The 16,138-nt window shown below is 72.7% G+C and carries 15 protein-coding genes and 1 pseudogene; 9 read left to right on the top strand and 7 right to left on the bottom strand.

Annotation, left to right across the window (positions count from 1 at the left end):
- Window positions 1-85 precede the first annotated feature (85 nt).
- Window positions 86-919, top strand: a complete 834-nt coding sequence (gene ddaH, locus AB0H82_RS20705) for a dimethylargininase (RefSeq protein ID WP_362994678.1) — start codon at window positions 86-88, stop codon at window positions 917-919.
- Here the strand turns inward: ddaH and AB0H82_RS20700 are convergent.
- Window positions 916-2,913, bottom strand: a complete 1,998-nt coding sequence (locus AB0H82_RS20700) for a glycoside hydrolase (RefSeq protein ID WP_362994676.1) — start codon at window positions 2,911-2,913, stop codon at window positions 916-918. The two genes, ddaH and AB0H82_RS20700, sit on opposite strands and share 4 nt — an antisense overlap.
- Window positions 2,914-3,074: 161 nt before the next feature.
- Between AB0H82_RS20700 and AB0H82_RS20695 the strand changes: the two genes are divergently transcribed.
- Window positions 3,075-3,563, top strand: coding sequence for a hypothetical protein (locus AB0H82_RS20695; RefSeq protein WP_362994674.1), 489 nt, complete (start codon window positions 3,075-3,077; stop codon window positions 3,561-3,563).
- Between the two features lies 1 nt (window position 3,564).
- On the opposite strand, the gene AB0H82_RS20690 is transcribed toward AB0H82_RS20695, so the two are convergent.
- From AB0H82_RS20690 to AB0H82_RS20680, 3 genes are read right to left on the bottom strand one after another with little or no spacing between them, the layout of a single operon-like run.
- A complete protein-coding gene (locus tag AB0H82_RS20690) occupies window positions 3,565-4,581 on the bottom strand; it encodes a small ribosomal subunit Rsm22 family protein (protein WP_362994672.1) in 1,017 nt (338 codons plus the stop codon).
- A gap of 42 nt (window positions 4,582-4,623) precedes the next feature.
- Entirely contained in the window at window positions 4,624-5,799 is a 1,176-nt protein-coding gene (locus AB0H82_RS20685) for a serine hydrolase domain-containing protein (protein WP_362994671.1), read from the bottom strand.
- The gene (locus tag AB0H82_RS20680; RefSeq protein WP_362994670.1) at window positions 5,754-7,043 is read right to left on the bottom strand and encodes a multidrug effflux MFS transporter; all 1,290 of its coding nucleotides are present in this window, start codon (window positions 7,041-7,043) and stop codon (window positions 5,754-5,756) included. The genes AB0H82_RS20685 and AB0H82_RS20680 overlap by 46 nt, the downstream gene beginning before the upstream one ends.
- 176 nt (window positions 7,044-7,219) lie before the next feature.
- Between AB0H82_RS20680 and AB0H82_RS20675 the strand changes: the two are divergent.
- A pseudogene (locus tag AB0H82_RS20675) lies at window positions 7,220-8,323 on the top strand (glycosyltransferase); the annotation flags it as partial.
- Window positions 8,324-9,333: 1,010 nt separating this feature from the next.
- On the opposite strand, the gene AB0H82_RS20670 reads toward AB0H82_RS20675, so the two are convergent.
- Window positions 9,334-10,968 carry an alkaline phosphatase D family protein gene (locus tag AB0H82_RS20670; protein WP_362994668.1) on the bottom strand — a complete coding sequence of 545 codons (1,635 nt, stop codon included), beginning with the start codon at window positions 10,966-10,968 and terminating at the stop codon, window positions 9,334-9,336.
- Window positions 10,969-11,101: 133 nt separating this feature from the next.
- Here AB0H82_RS20670 and AB0H82_RS20665 point away from each other — a divergent pair, with 133 nt between their 5' ends.
- Both AB0H82_RS20665 and AB0H82_RS20660 read left to right on the top strand, forming a co-directional pair.
- Complete coding sequence (locus AB0H82_RS20665) at window positions 11,102-11,887, top strand: SDR family oxidoreductase (protein ID WP_362994666.1); 786 nt, start codon at window positions 11,102-11,104, stop codon at window positions 11,885-11,887.
- 148 nt (window positions 11,888-12,035) lie between these two features.
- Entirely contained in the window at window positions 12,036-12,506 is a 471-nt protein-coding gene (locus AB0H82_RS20660; RefSeq protein ID WP_362994664.1) for a lamin tail domain-containing protein, read from the top strand.
- A 112-nt stretch (window positions 12,507-12,618) separates the two neighbouring features.
- Here the strand turns inward: AB0H82_RS20660 and AB0H82_RS20655 are convergent, their stop codons facing one another.
- Window positions 12,619-12,942 (bottom strand): nuclear transport factor 2 family protein, encoded by a 324-nt coding sequence (locus AB0H82_RS20655; protein WP_362994662.1) that lies wholly within the window; start codon window positions 12,940-12,942, stop codon window positions 12,619-12,621.
- 176 nt (window positions 12,943-13,118) lie between these two features.
- Here AB0H82_RS20655 and AB0H82_RS20650 point away from each other — a divergent pair, with 176 nt between their 5' ends.
- The 4 genes from AB0H82_RS20650 to AB0H82_RS20635 all read left to right on the top strand — a co-directional run bounded on the left by AB0H82_RS20650 (window position 13,119) and on the right by AB0H82_RS20635 (window position 15,540).
- Window positions 13,119-13,682: a DoxX family protein gene (locus tag AB0H82_RS20650; RefSeq protein WP_362994660.1), complete on the top strand. Its 564-nt coding sequence runs from the start codon at window positions 13,119-13,121 to the stop codon at window positions 13,680-13,682.
- A 136-nt stretch (window positions 13,683-13,818) separates the two neighbouring features.
- Window positions 13,819-14,586: a class I SAM-dependent methyltransferase gene (locus tag AB0H82_RS20645; protein WP_362994658.1), complete on the top strand. Its 768-nt coding sequence runs from the start codon at window positions 13,819-13,821 to the stop codon at window positions 14,584-14,586.
- Window positions 14,587-14,655: 69 nt separating this feature from the next.
- Window positions 14,656-15,198, top strand: a complete 543-nt coding sequence (locus AB0H82_RS20640) for an MOSC domain-containing protein (RefSeq protein ID WP_362994656.1) — start codon at window positions 14,656-14,658, stop codon at window positions 15,196-15,198.
- 90 nt (window positions 15,199-15,288) lie between these two features.
- A complete protein-coding gene (locus AB0H82_RS20635) occupies window positions 15,289-15,540 on the top strand; it encodes a hypothetical protein (RefSeq protein WP_362994655.1) in 252 nt (83 codons plus the stop codon).
- On the opposite strand, the gene AB0H82_RS20630 is transcribed toward AB0H82_RS20635, so the two are convergent.
- Window positions 15,517-16,002 carry a hypothetical protein gene (locus AB0H82_RS20630; RefSeq protein ID WP_362994653.1) on the bottom strand — a complete coding sequence of 162 codons (486 nt, stop codon included), beginning with the start codon at window positions 16,000-16,002 and terminating at the stop codon, window positions 15,517-15,519. The two genes, AB0H82_RS20635 and AB0H82_RS20630, sit on opposite strands and share 24 nt — an antisense overlap.
- Between the last annotated feature and the right edge of the window lie 136 nt (window positions 16,003-16,138).

Below are 16,138 nucleotides of genomic sequence, written 5' to 3'. Positions count from 1 at the left end.
CGCGAAGCCTCTCCCAGACCGCACTATGGGCATCAACTGCCCCATCACGGGCAGCACATGACCTGCGGTACGTGAGGAGCCTTCATTGTCCCGTTTTCCTCGCTCTCCTCGGCGCGCCACACCCCGGCGCTATCTGATGTGCCCACCGGCACACTTCAAGGTCACCTACTCCATCAACCCCTGGATGGACCCCGGCAAGCCGGTCGACGTCCCCCTCGCCGTCGCCCAGTGGGAGGACCTCCGCGACCGGTACGTCTCCCTCGGCCACACCGTCGAGGAGCTCACCCCCCGGCCGGACCTGCCGGACATGGTCTTCGCGGCGAACGGCGCGACCGTCGTCGGCGGGCGCGTGCTCGGCGCGCGCTTCGCCTACCGCGAGCGCGAGGAGGAGGCGGCGGCCCACCTGGAGTGGTTCCGCGCGCACGGCTTCACCGAGATCCACGAACCCACCCACATCAACGAGGGCGAGGGCGACTTCGCCGTCACCGCCTCCTACGTCCTGGCCGGCCGCGGCTTCCGGGCCAGCCCGCTCTCGCACGGCGAGGCGCAGGAGTTCTTCGGCCGCCCGGTGATCGGGCTCGACCTGGTCGACCCCCGCTACTACCACCTGGACACCGCGCTCGCCGTCCTGGACGACGCGGCGGACGACGTCATGTACTACCCGCCCGCCTTCTCCCCCGGCAGCCGCGCGGTGCTGCGGCGGCTCTTCCCCGACGCGGTGATCGCCGAGGAGCCCGACGCCGAGGCGCTCGGGCTCAACGCCGTCTCCGACGGGCTCCACGTGCTGCTTCCGCAGGCCGCGCTCGGCCTCTTCGAGCCCCTGCGCGAGCGCGGCTACGAACCCGTCGGGATGGACCTGACCGAGCTGCTCAAGGGCGGCGGCAGCGTGAAGTGCTGCACGCAGGAGCTGCGGAGTTAGCCCAGCTTCGCCGGACAGAGCCGGCGCGGCTCGTCGTCGCCCTTGAGGCGGGCGTCGACGCAGCCGCCCGGCAGCCCGTCGTGCGCCGCGGTGCCGAAGTTGGCCGTGACGGTCAGCGTGCCGTTGCCGAACACCGTGCGCTGGACCGAGTTGTCGGCGGTCAGGCGCCGGTAGGAGGTGAGGGGTTCGGTGCCCGCGGCCTTGTGCAGCGGGGCGAAGTACTGCTGGAGGGCGGCCAGTTCGGCGCCGTGCTTCTTGAGGGACGGGCCGTCGAGGACGTAGTTGAGGGGGGTGTTGTAGAGCATGGCGAGCAGCGCGCGGTCCTTCTTCTGGCGCGGCAGCTTCTCGTACGAGAGTTCCCAGCGCTCGGCGTTGACGAGCGAGCCGTGCAGGGCGGTCTCGTAGAGCGGGACGCGGTAGCGGGGGTCGTACATCGCCTTGGCGAGGCCCGCGGGCAGGTCGACCGGTTTGAAGAAGACGCCGGGCGCGGTCTCCGGGTAGTAGCCGCCCCACTTCTCGCGGTCCTTCTGGAGCTTCCATAGGCCGTCGGCGGCCGGGGTGCCGCCGCCGTGGTCGAAGGCGAGCGCCTTGTTCGCCCAGGCCTGGGCGGTCTCGGAGCCGAGGACAAGGCCCTTGTCCGCGATGCGCCGCATCCGTGCTAGCCGGTTGTCGCGGTCACCGGCCCTGGTCATGCGGTGGCCCTTGCCGTGGTCGCGGAAGAGCTCGCCGGTGGCGTCGACGTCGAGGAAGTAGCTGTCGGCGCCGTTGGCGGTCATCGAGCGGGTGCGGTCGGCGAGGTAGTGGTGGCGGGGCTCGGCGCGTTCGAAGGCCTGGGAGCTGAGGTAGCAGCCGCGGCCGCCGAAGCCGGTCCGGGGCTTGCCCTGCGCGTCCCGCACGCAGAAGTCGGGGTAGACGGTGCCCGGCCAGGCGGAGGTGGGGCTGTCGGCCTTCTCCGGGTCCTGGCCGTTGGCGAAGGAGTCGTAGGGGCCGACGAGGTAGCCGGCCTTCTTCGCGGCGCTCACCGCGGCCTTGTCCATGGGGTCGGGGCCCGCGTCGTAGCCGAGCCACATCCGGTCGACGCCGAGCTTGCGGAGCTGTTCGACGCCCTGTGCCGTGCGGGCCGTGCCCCAGGTGTAGGCGTGGAAGGCGCCGAGGAGCTTCCCGGTGGCGGGGTTCTTCGCGATCTTCCGCTTCAGGCTGCCGAGCCGGCCGCGTTCGGCGAGGTAGGAGCGGTAGTCGGCGGCGGGTGCGACGGCGTTGCCGTCGGTCAGGGCGAAGGTGACGGTGTAGTCGCGGGTGCCTTCGCCGCGGTCGAAGGTGTGCTCGGCGGTGGTGCGCAACCGCCCTCCCGGGGCGGTGAAGCCGAGGGTCGTGCCGATGTCGGTGGGGGTGAGGTAGCTGACGCCGGCCCGCTTGCCGAGGGAGTAGCCCCACAGCGGCAGCGTCAGGCCTTCGCCGACGTCGACGCCGCTGCCCGCGAGGCCGCCCTCCCCCTCGGTCCAGAACGTGTCCCGCACGGGGATGTCCAGGCCCTCCCCGCGCGGGAGTTGGAGGGAGGTGGCGGCGGCGTCGGTGCCGGTGACGGGCCAGCTCAGCTCGGTGTCGCGGTGCGCCTTCATGCTGAGGGAGAGGCGGCCGTGGTCGGTGCGGGCGGTCACGTCGATGCCGCGCTCGGGGTAGCTCCAGCGGGTCCGGCCGGTGCCGGTGCGGGTCACCGGGCCCGGCTTGCCGAGGTCGGTGCCCGAGGCGTCGGAGAGGGTGAGGTCGCGGCCGTCGCGGGTGTGGGCGCGGACGGCGAGCGTGGCGGTGTCGACGACCGCGGTGCCGCCGTCGACGGCGAGTTCGACGTCGCGGCCGTGCGGCTCGTCCGCCCCGGCGGTGAAGGCGTAGGTGGTGGCTCCGGCGGCGGCGACCGCGAGGGCGAAGGACAGGGCGAGGAATCGGGTCTCCGACCGCCTGCGGGCGTGGCCGGGCGAACTGCTCTTGGTTGGCATGGAGATGTGGATAGTCGCCGCCTCTAAGAACCTTTTAAGAAGAGGGGCGGTTCAGCCACCTGGCCGACAACGTGCTAACAATACGAACGCAACACCACAACCAAACAGGTGGTCCCCACCGGGGCCCAGGGGGAAGAAGAGGTATCAGCGCAGTGAACCGCATGCGCACGTCCGCCGCAGTTCTGGCCACCGCGGGGGCGCTCACCGCCGCTCAGCTGGGCCTGGCCGGCTCCGCTTCCGCGGCATCCGGGCCGACCACCGTGAAGGCCTCGCCGCAGGCCGTCAGCGGCTGCCCGATCGACATCGTCTACCCGAAGCGCTTCTCGTACGACCGGTACGGGAACGTGACGAACGGCGGTCTGTACTTCGGCATCAAGAGCAAGACCACGCAGAGCATCAAGAAGGTCACCTTCACGGTGACCAACACCAAGAACATCCGCTTCAAGAAGGCGACGCCGACGGGCGGCAAGATCACCCGTCGCACGACGAAGACCGTCTCGGTCTACGACAAGACCTTCAAGGGCAAGGCGAAGCTCGGCTTCAAGGTGCAGACCCGGCTGCTCAACACCAGTTCGTTCGGCGTGAAGTTCACCCTGCGCGGGACCGGCTGGAACTGCGCGGTGAACCAGGGGACCTGGGGCCCCAGGTAGTTCAGTCCGTGGACGGGGGCGGCCACGCGTCGCCCCAGTCCGCGTCGCGCGCCGCGCGGTAGAGGGGGCCGTGGCGCTTGGTCACGGTCTCCCTGCGCAGGGACTCCTCGGCCACGCACAGGTCGAGGAGCACCTGGCCCTTGCGGATCTGCGGGCGGCGCACCACGCGTGCGGGCGCGGGTCCCGGATCGAAGCGGACCGCCGCGACGTAGCTGAACTTCTCGTCCTCGTACGCGAGGGAGCCGCCCTTGACCTGGCGGTGCAGGGACGACCTGCTGACCCGCGCGGAGAAGTGGCACCAGTCCGTGCCGGGTTCGATGGGGCACGCCGAGCTGTGCGGGCAGGGCGCGGCGATCCGGTAGCCCGCGGCGATCAGCCGGTCGCGTGCCTCGATGATCCGTCCGTAGCCGTCGGGGGTGCCCGGCTCGATGATGACGACGGCCTGCTCGGCCGCGTCGGCCGCCGCGTCGACGACGGAGCGGCGGTCGGCCTCCGTGAGCTCCCCGAGGACGTACGACACCGTGACGAGATCGGTGCTCTCGATGGTGAGCGTCGATCCGATACGGGAGCGCTGCCACCGTGCGGCGCTCAGCCCGGGTGTCGTCCCGGCCAGTTCCCGCCCGAGCGCCAGCGCGGGCTCGGCCCAGTCCAGGACCGTCACGGGCCGCTCCCCCGCCCAGGTCGCCGCGACCGCCCAGGTCGCCGCGCCGGTCCCGCCGCCGACGTCCACATGGCTCGCGGGCGCCCAGCCCTCGGGCGCCGCGTCCGCGAGGGCGGCCAGCGCGGCCCGCACCGCCTCGAACGTCGCGGGCATGCGGTACGCCGCGTACGCGACGACGTCCGCGCGGTCGCGCAGGATCGGGGCGTCGGTCGGGGTGCGGCCCCGGTAGTTGGCGATCAGCCGGTCGACGGCCTGGGTCGCCTGCTTGGGCGGGAGGCCGTCCAGGAGCCCGGCGAGCGAGGCGCGCAGGGTCTCGGCCGGGGAGGCTGGGGATACCGGGGGGATCGGGTCGTTCACCCCGTGATTCTACGGGGGCGCCGCGCCCCAAAAGGGCAGACGCTACCGCCCCCGCGCCGCACGGGCGAGCCGTGTGGCCGCCGCCGCCCGAGGAGCGCTGTCCGCGGCCCGCCGCCGCGGATGCACCGTGTTGGCGAGCAGCACGAGGAACGTGTCCGTCGCCGGGTCGAGGACCAGGGACGTGCCGGTGAAGCCGGTGTGCCCGGCCGCACCGCGGCCCGCGAGCTCCCCCATGAACCACGGCTGGTCGATGCCGAAGCCGAGGCCGTCGCCCGCCAGCATCAGCTCGACGAAGTCGGGGCCGAGGATGCGGGCCCTGCCGTACGAGCCGCCGCACAGCAGCGTGCGGCAGAGCACGGCGAGGTCGCGGGCGGTGGAGAAGAGGCCGGCGTGCCCGGCGACCCCGCCGAGCGCCCAGGCGTTCTCGTCGTGGACGGTGCCGCGCAGCATCCCGCGGTCGGCCTTGGCCCAGGGCCTGCGCTGGTCCTCCGTCGCGGCGGCGTCGGGGCAGGGACCGAAGCCGGTGTCGGCCATCCCGAGCGGCCGGGTGATGCCCTCGTGGATGAGCGCGTCGAGGGGGCGGCGGGTGAGGCGCTCCAGGATGTGCTGGAGCAGCAGCATGTTCAGGTCGGAGTAGACGTACTCGCCCGGTTCGGTGGCCGGGGCCTCCGCGCGCAGGGCGGCGAGGCGCGCCGCGTCGTCCGGGCAGTCGTACAGCGGCAGTTCGGGCCGCAGTCCGGAGGTGTGGGTGAGGAGCTGGCGGACGGTGATGCCGTGCTCGGCGGCGGCCGTGAACTCGGGGACGTACGCCCCGACGAGCGCGTCGATGCCGAGCGTGCCGCGCTCCAGCTGCTGCACGGCGGCGATCGTCGTGCAGAGTTTGGTGAGGGACGCCAGGTCGAAGGGGGTGGTGGTGCGCATCGGCACCCGCCATTCGCGGGGCAGTTCGACGCCGGTGTCGCTCTCCGGGTCGTACGAGGCGTACCGCACCGCCCAGCCCGCCGCCTCCTCGGCGGCGATGACGGGGCCGCGGCCGACGAGGACCACGGCGCCCGCGCACCAGGGGCGCGGCCCGCGCGTCAGGTCGCGCACCTCGGTGACGAGGCGGCCGATCTCGTCGGGGTCGAGGCCCGCGCGGTCCGGTGTGCCGGGGCGCAGGAGTCTTGGTGCGCTCAGTGGTCCGCCTCCTGGGTCGGCTCGTGCTGCCAGGGGCGGCACAGTCCCACGAAGCACGCGACGGCGGCCAGCGCGCAGACCAGTTGGACGACGGCCATCGGGACGGCGGTGTCCTCGCCGGCGATGCCGACGAGCGGGGAGGCGACCGCGCCGATGAGGAAGGAGGTGGTGCCGAGCAGCGCGGAGGCGGAACCGGCGGCGTGCGGGGTGCGGAGCAGTGCCAGTGACTGGGTGTTGGGCAGGGTGAGGCCCATCGACGACATGAGGACGAAGAGTCCGGCGGCGACGGGGAACAGGCCGACGTCGCCGAGGACGCCGGTTGTCATGAGCAGGAGCGCGACCGCGGCGGTCGTGATCATCGCGAGGCCGATGGCGAGGACCTTGTTGAGGCTGATCCGGCCGACGAGGACCTTGCCGTTGAGCTGTCCCGCGGCGATCAGTCCGACGGAGTTGACGCCGAAGAGGAGGCTGAAGGTCTGCGGGGACGCTCCGTAGATCTCCTGGATCACGAAGGGCGAGGCGGAGATGTACGCGAAGAGCGCGGCGAACGCGAAGCCGCCCGCGATCATGTAGCCGGTGAAGACGCGGTCGGCGAGGAGCGACCTCATGGTGCGCAGCGCCTCGACGGTGCCGCCGCCGTGCCGCTTCCCGGGGGCGAGGGTCTCGGGCAGGCGGCGCCAGACCAGCAGGGTCAGCGCGGTGCCGACGACGGTGAGGACGACGAAGATGCCGCGCCAGTCGGTGAAGCGGAGGACCTGGCCGCCGATGAGGGGGGCGGCGACGGGGGCGACGCCGGAGATCAGCATCAGGGTGGAGAAGAAGCGGGCCATGGCCACGCCGTCGTACAGGTCGCGGACGATCGCGCGGGCGATGACGATGCCGGCGGCGCCCGCCAGCCCCTGGAGGAGGCGGAAGCCGATGAGGAGCTCGGCGGTGGGTGCGAACGCGCAGGTCGCGGTGGCGATCACATAGACGAGCAGGCCGACGAGGAGGGGGCGGCGGCGGCCCCACCTGTCGCTCATCGGGCCGACGACGAGCTGGCCGAGCGCCATGCCGAGGAGGCAGGCGGTCAGGGTCAGCTGGACGGTGGCGGCCGGGGAGCTCAGGGCGTCGGTGACCTCCGGCAGCGCCGGCAGGTACATGTCCATGGAGAGCGCGGGGACGGCGGTGAGGCCGCCGAGGACGAGGGTGACGAGGGCTCCGGTACGGCGGACGGCGACGGGCCCGTGTGGCTCCGCCGCCCCTGTTATCCGGTCTTCTGCCGTTGTCTGCCCACGCTCAGGCATCGCGCCCCTCCCGGTCGATCGGATCCGCTCTCCATGGTCGCAGCTCCGGGTGCGTGGTCGGGACCGGACATGTGACGTCGTGGACCGGACATGTGACGTCAGCACGCTTCACTCGTTTAGCAACAACGCCGGGCAATTCGGGCCCCGGCTCCGACCGCCGATCTGGACAAGGCTCGATGCGAATCTCCTTTCTGCTGCAGAACGCCTATGGAATCGGTGGCACCATTCGCGCCACTTTCAATGCCGCCGGTGCCCTCGCCGAGCGGCACGACGTCGAGATCGTCAGCGTCTGGCGCTCGCGCGACAGGCCCAGCCTGCCGCTCGGCGGGAAGGTGCGGCTGCGGCACCTGATCGACAGCCGGCCGCACTCGCCGCGCAACGACCTGGGCGACCGGCTGCTGGGCGAAGCCACCTCGCTGGTGCCGCCCGCCGAGGCGCGGGGCGCGGGTTTCGACCGGCTCACCGACCGCCGGGTGGCCCGGTTCCTGCGTCGCACCGACACCGACGTGGTGGTCGCCACCCGGCCCGGTCTGGTGATGTACCTGGCCGAGTTCGGCCGCGACCACTATCTGAAAGTCGGTCAGGAGCACCGTGTGTACGGGACGCACGAGCCCGGGATCCGCGCCGCCCAGGACGCCGCCATCGCCTCGCTCGACGCGCACACCACCGTCACGGAGGCGGACGCCGTCACGCACCGCGGGCACCTGGCGGCCACGGGCACCCCGATCGTGTCCGTCCCCAACTCCTCACCGCCGCCGCCCCTCACCACCGCGTCGGACGGCGAGGCCCGGCTCGTCATCGCGGGCGGGCGCCTCATCCCGGTGAAACGGTACGGCCTGCTGGTGGACGCCTTCGCGACCGTGGCCGCCGCACACCCGGAGTGGAAGCTGCGGATCTACGGCCGCGGCCCCAAGCACGCGCCGCTGCGGGCCCGCATCGACGAACTCGGCCTGAGCGACCACGTCTTCCTGATGGGCGCCATCCCCTCCCTCGCCACCGAGTGGGCGAAGGGGTCGATCGCCGCCGTCACCTCGCGCGAGGAGTCGTTCGGGATGACCATCGTGGAGGCCATGCAGTGCGGCACCCCCGTGGTCGCCACCGACTGCCCGCACGGGCCCGCCGAGATCATCCGGGACGGCGAGGACGGTCTCCTCGTCCCCTCGGGCGACAGCCGGGCCGTCGCCCGGGGCCTGCTCAGGCTCATCGAGGACGCCGACCTGCGCCGCGCCATGGGCGGCGCCGCCCGGCGCAACGTCGAGCGGTACGCGCCCGACCACATCGCCCGGCGCTACGAGGAACTCTTCGCCGAGCTGCGCGCCGCGTCCCCGCCCGCCCCGGTCCCGCTGGACTGCCGGCTTGCGGCGGGTGCGGGGCGGGCCCGGGCGGCCGTCCGGCAGGCCGTGCGGCGGACCGTGCGCAGGGCGGGGCGGAGGCGTCCTGCGGGCCCGGCGCTGCGTCCGAGGTCCACCTGCGCCGTGAACGCGGCGGGTGATCTCGTCGTACGCCTGGACCGGGCCGGGATGCCCGGCACCGCGTTCACGCTGACGGCGACGCTCCGGGGCTCCGACGGCCGGGACGACCGGCTCGTCGAGGTGCCGCTGCGGCGGCCCGGGACCGATGACGAGCCCTGGACCGCCGTGCTGGAGCGCCGGGCCCACCCGCTCGCCGAGGGCCGCTGGGACTTCCACGTCGTCCGCTCCGACGACGGGGCGCGGCGCCGGGTCGCCGCCACGGCGGTCGAACAGCGCGGCCTGCTGAGCCTGCGGGCCTCGCCGGAGGCGCCGTTCGGCTGGTGGATCCCCTATGCGACGGTCAAGAACAACCTCTCCGTGCGGGCCTGGCACCGCCCCGCGCACGCGGAGGCCCACACGGTGACCACCGACGCGACGTCGTGCGCGGTCGAAGGCACGCTGTACGGCGCGGAGTTCGTCCCGGGGCAGCCGCCGCGCCTCCTCGCCGTACCGCGCCACGATCCCGCCGCCGCCTTCGAGGCCGATGTGACGACGACGGGGAAGGACCGTTTCCGCTTCTCCCTGGCGTATCCCCGGGTGCGGGACGCCGGCGAGGGCGCCCCGGAGACGTGGGACCTGGCGCTGTCCCTGTCCCCCGGGGCCGAGCCGGTCCGCCTGGCGCGCGTCATCGGCGATGTCGTCACCCGCAAGCGGACCGACGTGTATCCGGCCGGGCACCTCGCCGACGAGGCCGGTGCCCCGGTCTCCGTGCGCCCCTACTTCACCGTGAACAACGACCTGGCGCTCGCGCGCAGGACGCCACGGGACTCCGCCGACCGCTACGCGGGCCGCAGCCCCGGGTCGCCCGCCTCCGTCACGAACGACGCCGCCGTCCTGATGGGAGCGCCCGGCGTGGTCACCGCCGACACCGTCTTGAAGTCCGCCCGCGCCGAGTCGTCGCCGAGGGCGACCGTCACATAGCCGCGGCGGCCGTTGTAGAACTTCAGGTGCGGGTTGGCCTTGGTGTAGGTGTCCCAGTTGGCCGGCTTGTCCGCGCCGTCCTTGCCGCTGGCGATGGACGTGGCGACGATTTCCGTGCCGACGGTCTTCGACGACGGGTCGTCGAAGTCGGCCTTGATGTCGAAGGCGTAGCCGACGTGCACGTCGCCGGTGAGGACCATGAGGTTCTCGATGTCCGCGGAGCGCGCCCCGGCGAGGACCCGCTGCCGGGAGGCGCGGTAGCCGTCCCAGGCGTCCATGGAGAGCTTCGCCTGCGCGTTGAGGTCGAGCTTGCGCTGGGAGAAGGTGACCTGCTGCGGGACGACGTTCCACCGGGCGCGCGAGCGCCGCCAGCCGTCGATGAGCCAGCGCTCCTGCGTGGCGCCGGTGATGGTGCGCCTCGGGTCGTCCGTCTCGGGTCCCGGGACGTGCGCCTTGTCGCCGTACGCCTGGTCGGAGCGGTACTGCCGGGTGTCGAGGATGTCGAACTGGGCGAGGCGGCCCCACTTCAGCCGCCGGTAGAGCTGCGCGTCGGGCCCGCTCGGCAGCTGGCCGCGGCGCAGCGGCTGGTTCTCCCAGTACGCGCGGTAGGCGGCGGCGCGGCGGAGCAGGAACTCGGCCGGGGGGTTGCCGTTCTCGTCGATGTCGTCGGCGTAGTTGTTCTCGGCCTCGTGGTCGTCCCAGGTGACGACGAAGGGGTGCGCGGCGTGGGCGGCGCGCAGGTCGGGGTCGGACTTGTAGAGGGCGTACCGCAGGCGGTAGTCCTCCAGGGTCTGCGTCTCCTTGTTGAAGTGGGCGGGCAGCGTGCGGTCGGTGTAGTTGCGGGCGCCGCCGACCGCGTTGACGGCGTACTCGTAGAGGTAGTCGCCGAGGTGGAAGACGACGTCGACGTCGTCCTTGGCCAGGTGCTTGTACGCGGTGAAGTAGCCGTCGTGGTAGGCCTGGCAGGAGACGGCGGCGAGGGTGAGGGTGCCGGGGCGGCTGCCGGTGGGCGGCGCGGTACGGGTGCGGCCGGTCTCGCTGATCCAACGGCCGGTCCTGAAGCGGAAGTAGTAGGTGCGGCCCGCGTCGAGGTGGTCGGCCTCGACGTGCACGGTGTGGCTGAACTCGGGGTGGGCGACGACCTTGCCGCGTCTGGCGACGCGCCGGAAGCGGGCGTCGTGGGCGAGCTCCCAGTCGACGGTGACGCGTTCCCGGGGCAGGCCGCCGTCGGGCTCGTAGGGGGCGGGGGCGAGCCGGGTCCAGAGCAGGACCGAGGAGGGCTGCGGGTCGCCGGACGCGACGCCGAGCGTGAAGGGGTTCTCGGTGATGCGGCGCGCGTCGAGCTCGGCGGCGCCCGCGACGCCCGCGGTGGGCAGGTTGGTGGCGAAGGCGAGCGCGGCCGCGGCGCCGGTGACGGTGAGGAACCTGCGGCGTCCCAAGTGGCGGGCGGCGGCACGGAGTTCCGGTGCGTGGTGCTGGCCTGCGGGTGTCATGTGGCCCTCCCCTGACGATTGGTGTCAGGGGCATGTAAGTGGCGCGGGACGACGCGGGACTGTCGCGTACACAACAGCCGCATGGCGGGCGGATGATGTCCGCGTGGACAACCCTCCCGTACGCTGCGGGGCCATGAACGCTGAGCGAACCGCATCGCCGAAGACCGCCGTGGTGACCGGAGCCGGCTCCGGAATCGGCCGTTCCGTCGCCCTCGAACTGCTCGCCGCGGGCTGGTCCGTGGCGCTCGCGGGACGCCGCGCGGAGACGCTGGAGGAGACGGCCGCCCTCGCCTCCGCCGAGCCGGGCGCGCGGGACGGCGCCACCCTGTGTGTCCGCACGGACGTGTCGCGGCCCGAGGACGTGGCGGCACTCTTCGCCCGCGTCGGCGAACGCTTCGGCCGCCTTGACCTCCTCTTCAACAACGCCGGCACGTTCGGCCCCGGCGGCGTACCGGTCGAGGAGCTGCCCTACGAGGCGTGGCGGCACGTCGTCGACACCAACCTGAACGGCGCGTTCCTCTGCGCGCAGGCGGCCTTCCGGCAGATGAAGGAGCAGGACCCGCAGGGCGGGCGGATCATCAACAACGGGTCCATCTCGGCGCACGCGCCGCGCCCGAACTCGGTGGCGTACACGGCGACGAAGCACGCCCTGACCGGCCTGACGAAGTCACTCTCGCTGGACGGCAGGCCCTACCGGATCGCGGTCGGCCAGATCGACATCGGCAACGCCGCGACCGACATGACCGCGCGTATGCAGTCCGGCATCCTCCAGGCCAACGGGCAGCTGGCGAGCGAGCCGGTGATGGACGTGGCGGACGTGGCGCGCACGGTGCGGCACATGGCGGAGCTGCCGCTGGAGGCGAATGTCCAGTTCGCGACGGTCCTCGCCACCAACATGCCGTACGTCGGCCGGGGTTGAGGCGCGGGCGGGTCGACGCGGGGCGGGGTCGAGGCGCGGGCGGGGCCGATATCTCCACAAGTGGAATGGGGCATACCGCATCAAGCGCGGTCGGAGATCCCCGTATGCTCAGCTCCTCTCCACGAGAACTTCACACTTGGAGCACTCCTTGCGCATACGCACCACGGCCCCCGCCGTCCTCACCGCCACCGCCCTGTCGGTGGCCCTGCTCGCCGCGTCCCCCGCGTCGGCGGCGACCGCACGCCACCAGGGCGGGCTGCACCTCGGTGCCATCCAGTACGACAGCCCGGGCCGGGACACCCGCTCGAACGCCTCGCTGAACGCGGAGTGGGTGAACATCCACAACAACACGCGCTCCGCGATCCAGCTCAAGGGCTACCAGCTGCAGGACGACACCGGCTACACGTACGTCTTCGGCAGCTACAAGATCGGCGCCGGCAAGACCGTCAAGGTCCGCACCGGCAGGGGCACCAACGCCTCCGGCGTGCGCTACTGGGGCCGCACCAACTACGTCTGGAACAACACCGGCGACAAGGCCCGCCTCCTCAAGCCGAGCGGCGCGCAGCAGGACTCCTGCTCGTGGGCGCGGCTCGGCTCCGGTCACACCAGCTGTCACTGACCACCGTCAGGGGGAAGGGTGACCGCTTCGCGGCGAGGGCCCGTGGTTGGGGCCGCGGGAAGGACCCGCGCCGCGGAGCGGCCGCTCGGAGCCGGGGCCATGCCCCGGGCCCTCAGGCCTGGCCCGTCTCGAAGCGGGAGATCTTGCCGTTGTCGACGGTGAACCACCACTTCGTGCGCATCTCGCCCCAGGTGTCGTTCCGGTAGGAGACGATCAGCTCGCGGCCGCCGTCCGCCTCCGACTCGACGGCCATGTGACCGTGGGAGGAGAAGACCTCGCGGTCCGTCCAGTCCGCGACGTCCCGGTCGGAGCCGTCGTCCGACATGGTCGCGCCGGGCGCGAGCAGGGCATCGAAGGCGGCCTTGTCGTTGGCGTTCACCGCGGCGACGAAGGACCGGACCGTGGGGTCGGAGAGACGGTTCACCTGAATACTCATGGCCTCACGGTCACACCGGCCGGCGCGCGTCGCCACCGCTGCCGCCGCCGTTGCCGTTGTCCTGGCCTGCCACTCACCCGGACGGACCCGCGGGCCGGGTGGCGCGGGCCGGTCCGGTGGACGGTGGATGCGGACGTATCCGCCACCCCGCCGAGGGGCCGAACCGGGAGTTCCCCATGACCACCTGCTGCTCGTGTCCGGACCGCCGAGACGTCGGGCTGCTGCTGCTCCGCGCGGGCACCGGCGGAGTGCTCGCCGCGCACGGCGCCCAGAAGCTGTTCGGCTGGTTCGGGGGCGGGGGCGTCGAGGGCACCGGCGCCTTCATGGAGTCCGTCGGCTACGCGCCGGGCAAGGTGAACGCCGTCGTGGCGGGGCTCGCAGAGGCGGGCGGCGGGGTCCTCCTCGCCCTCGGCCTCGCGACCCCCGCGGCGGGCTCGGCGGCGGCGGGCGCGATGGCCGGCGCCGCGGCCGTGCACGCGCCGAACGGCTTCTTCAGCCAGGGCGGCGGCTACGAGTACCCGGCGTTCCTCGGCATGGTCTCCGCCGCCCTCGCCGTCACCGGCCCCGGCCGCTACTCCGCCGACCACGCCCTCGGCCACACCCTCAACCGAGCCTGGATGGTCCCGGCCGCGCTCGCCGGCACGGCGGTCGGGGTACTGGTGACACTGGGAGCACGGAAGAAGACGGTGGGGGCGGCGGGAGCGGGGGGCGAGGACGACTCGCTCTCGTCCAGCGCGTAGCGGGGCACCGTCGCCCGCCTCAGCCTCCGCCTCCTCCACGAATGGCCGGATTCCCCCAATCGGAAAGTGCAAAGAGGGGGGAGTGGCGCCAAAAGCCTTGGTCTGGGCGTCGGTTGGTGGGTTAGCGTGCCGGGTTATGGCCATTGATACCGATCGTCCTCCGCGGCTCACCCGCCTCACCTTTCACGGGCCGCTCTCCGAGGGCCGCGCGGACCGCCTGGTGGAGCGGCTGGCGGCGGCCGGTCCGCGTACCGTTCTCGACATCGGCTGCGGCTGGGGCGAGGTGATGCTGCGCGTCCTCGAAGCCGTGCCGGAGGCGAGCGGTGTCGGTGTCGACCTCAAGGGCGAGGACCTGGAGCGCGGCCGCCAGAGCGCCGCGGCGCGCGGGCTCGGTGAGCGGGTCGTCTTCGCCGAGGAGTCGGCGACGGACACCACCCGCGGCCCCGCCGACGTCGTCCTGTGCCTCGGCGCGAGCCAGGCCCTCAGCTCCGCCGAGCCGCCCCGGACGACGATCGAGGCCCTGCACGCGCTGCGCCGGCTGGTGAATCCGGGTGGTCGCGTCGTGCTCGGCGAGGGCTTCTGGCAGCGGGAGCCCACCGCGGGGGAGCTCGCCGCGATGTGGCCGGACGCCGACGCGGGCGAGCACCTGTCGCTGGGCGACCTGGTGGACGCGGCGATCGAGGCGGGGTTCCGGCCGCTGTGGGTGGAGACGGCGAGCGTCGACGAGTGGGAGGAGTTCGAGTCCGGCTACCGCTCCGACGTCGAGGAGTGGCTCGCCGCGCACCCCGGCCACGCGCTGGCCGCCGAGACCCGCGAGCGCGTCGACTCGCAGCGTTCCTCCTGGCTGCGCGGCTACCGCCGGGTGCTGGGCATCGCCTACCTCACCTTGGTGCCGGTTGCGTGAGAAGAGTTAGGGTCGCGCAGTAACTCGTCACGAGTCCGACGGAACTGAATGGAACAGGGGGCGCGCACCATGGGCGCCAGGGTCACTGCGGTCAGCAGCAACGGAACGTACTCCTTCTCCAAGCCGAACCGCGAGAGCGTCACGCTGCTCGCCGGCCTCGGCGTCGAGGGGGACGTGCATGCCGGTACGAAGGTGAAGCACCGCTTCCGTGTCGCCCGCGACCCCGACCAGCCGAACCTCCGCCAGGTCCACCTCATGCACGAGGAGCTCTTCGACGAGTTGGCGGACGACGGCTTCGCCGTGGCGGCGGGCGAACTCGGCGAGAACATCACCACGCGCGGCATCGACCTGCTCGGCCTGCCCACGGGTGCGCTCCTGCACATCGGGGACGAGGCCGTCGTCGAGATCACGGGCCTGCGCAACCCGTGCCGCCAGATCGACGGGTTCCGGGCCGGTCTGATGAAGAAGGTCGTCGGCCGCGACGCGTCCGGGGCCGTCCGCCACAAGGCCGGGGTGATGAGTGTGGTCCGGCAGGGCGGCGTGGTCCGGCCCGGCGACGCGGTCCGGATCGTGCTGCCGGAGGGCCCGCACCGCCCCCTCGAAACGGTCTGACGTCCTGACCGTCACATCCGGAACCCTCCGGAGCAGGGCCGCGCCGCGACTTTCGGCGGCTGTGCCGGGCCCGTCCCCGCTCCTAGCGTCTTGGACGAGACGATCGACGGGCGGGGCGGCGTCGAGTTCGTCGGCGGGCTCGACGCCTGCACGGCGATCGCCGGGACGGTGTCGCTGAAGCTGACCGACGAGCAGGTGCGCGTCGAACAGGGCGGCCGGGCACGGACCTTCGAACGCCCCGCCGTCTCGGCCGTATTCCACCTGGCCGAGACGGTGCGGGGGCTCGGCTTCGTCGTACGCGACGAGGGGGCGGCTGTGTCAGAACACGAACGGGCCCGGTGACTGCGGCGACGTGGCGTCGCAGGTGACCGTGATCCCGAAGACCACTATCTTCAGGGACTTTCCTTCCAGGCTGTCGCCCGCGGCGACGGTCCCGGTGAGCGGTCCGGTGGAGACGGCGCCGCCGGCCGGGATGGCCGGGTTGGAGTTGCCGGTGAAGTCGGTCGTCCCTGTGCCGTTCCTGGTGAGGGTGAGGGTGGAGTTGACGGAGCCCGGGCCGAGGTCGATCGGGGCGGTGATCGCCGAGGTGGACACGTTGATGGTGGCGTTGGTGCCGTCCTGGGCGGCGGTGAGGGTCGCCGTCCCGGAACCGTACGAACCGCAGTCGAACGAGAGGGTGGCGCTCTGCGGTTCCACGGCACCGGCCGCGGGCGCCATCGCGAGCCCGCCGACGGCGAACGCGCCGACGCCGAGGGCCGATCCGATGCCTCTGCCGAGCCTGCCGTGCCTGCTGCCGTCTCGCATGGAGGACCTGCCTTCATGAGGTGGGGGGAGTGAGGGGGGACGCGAGGTCCGGCCCGCCACTGGCACCTGACGGCCAGTCAGCAGGCCGGATCGCTGCCCATTGAGGCACAGGGGTCTTGGGGCGACAAGGCCGGGC

Origin of the sequence: Streptomyces sp. NPDC050732, assembly GCF_040654255.1 — a bacterium.
GTDB lineage: Bacteria > Actinomycetota > Actinomycetes > Streptomycetales > Streptomycetaceae > Streptomyces.
The sequence above is the reverse complement of the archived record's forward strand: the minus strand, read 5'-3'. Positions and strand labels throughout refer to the sequence as shown.